Below are 1,388 nucleotides of genomic sequence, written 5' to 3'. Positions count from 1 at the left end.
CAACATTAAATTATCAGTCACCGATTGAATACAAAAGAAATCGATGACCTTATCTTTTTGGTACTAAAAAGTGTGGACATACCACCTATTTTATGAAAAAGATTGAGTTCTAAGATATAAGATGTATTTTCAGGGTCAGAAATATCTAATGAAGAGTGCACTGATGTCCTCTTATCAGCTTGCAAATTTTGTTTTCCTGTTGATTTTAAAGCATAAACTTTATTACCTTTATCATCAATTTTATATAATTCCATTTCATAAACAATATATTTAGGATCAGTTTTAGTCTTAATATATGTTGATATGTTGTATATTGTCATGTAATTTTCATCCTTAAGATTAAGCTTATATCATTATTCTAAAAGTTAGTGAGTTAATATTTTTTAGCTTAATTCTTTACTAATTGATAAACTCGCCATTGCTTGTTTTGCTTATCAATAAGCGAATCGCAATTTTTTCTTCTTTTTTTGTATAAAATCTTTCCGTATATCCTTTATCATCTGTTTGCCCTTGTTTAACTGAACCATCTTCCATAAAGGCTAAATACTTTGTGTTTTTATATGGTTGATCTTCATCATTTACCATAAGGTATTTTAAGCTATATGTTTTACTTGATGAAAATTCGTTTGGGATAGCTTTAGGTAATAAAATTTCAAGTATATTTTTCGTTGCTGGTCCCATTTTTTGTAATGCATTACTTTTTATATAAACGTTATCCGCCGTGCCCAGTTCAATTCCTGCACTACTGATTTTGATGTATGAACCGCCACACATTAACTTCAGATCTTCACTTGCAGTGACCGTTAATTTTCCATCGACACTGTCTATTTTAATATCTTGCTTGGCAGCCATATTCAGGTTGGCATTTTGTGCCTGCACCTCAACATCACCTTGGTTGGCAAAGACTTTCATTCCCGACTTATGGGCAAACAGACCGATGGATTCACCGGATGAGACAGTAATGTTTTTTAATGCATTGATGTCAGTTTGGTTTTCACTGGTCATTGAAACGCTATTTGAAGTTGACAATTGGATGTTTTCCGGACTGGTTAAAGCAATGCCCTCTTGTGCATAAGCAATAATGCCACTTTGGGCTAACTGGGTTAATGTCGCTTTAAGTTGCTCCTGACTGTCGGTATCCGCACCATGGGCTTCAGAGGCAGTTGCTGCATTTTGCAGTGCTTTGGCAATTGATAACGCATTTTCAAGCTGAGTAATGGCAGCTTGCATATCCAGTTGTTTACCCTGAGCCTTAGGCTCGGTCTGACTGGTCAGGTATAAACCTTTATTGGCAGCAATCGCCCCCCACTCATCGGTGCGCAGTTCAAATCCCTCACCTCGCTGCTCTTTGTTTTGGTCAACTAAATGCCCGATGTTAAGCTGGGTTT

General features: G+C 36.0%; 2 protein-coding genes. Both read right to left on the bottom strand.

Annotation, left to right across the window (positions count from 1 at the left end; translation table 11 throughout):
* Positions 1 to 17: 17 nt before the first annotated feature.
* The gene (locus H3S88_RS13060; protein WP_198229213.1) at positions 18 to 320 is read right to left on the bottom strand and encodes a hypothetical protein; all 303 of its coding nucleotides are present in this window, start codon (positions 318 to 320) and stop codon (positions 18 to 20) included.
* A gap of 79 nt (positions 321 to 399) precedes the next feature.
* Positions 400 to 1,388: type VI secretion system Vgr family protein (locus H3S88_RS13055; RefSeq protein ID WP_198237279.1), on the bottom strand; the 989-nt coding region annotated here is incomplete at its 5' end.

This window comes from Gilliamella sp. B14448G11, from assembly GCF_016101765.1.
Lineage (GTDB): Bacteria > Pseudomonadota > Gammaproteobacteria > Enterobacterales > Orbaceae > Gilliamella > Gilliamella apicola_N.
The sequence above is the reverse complement of the archived record's forward strand: the minus strand, read 5'-3'. Positions and strand labels throughout refer to the sequence as shown.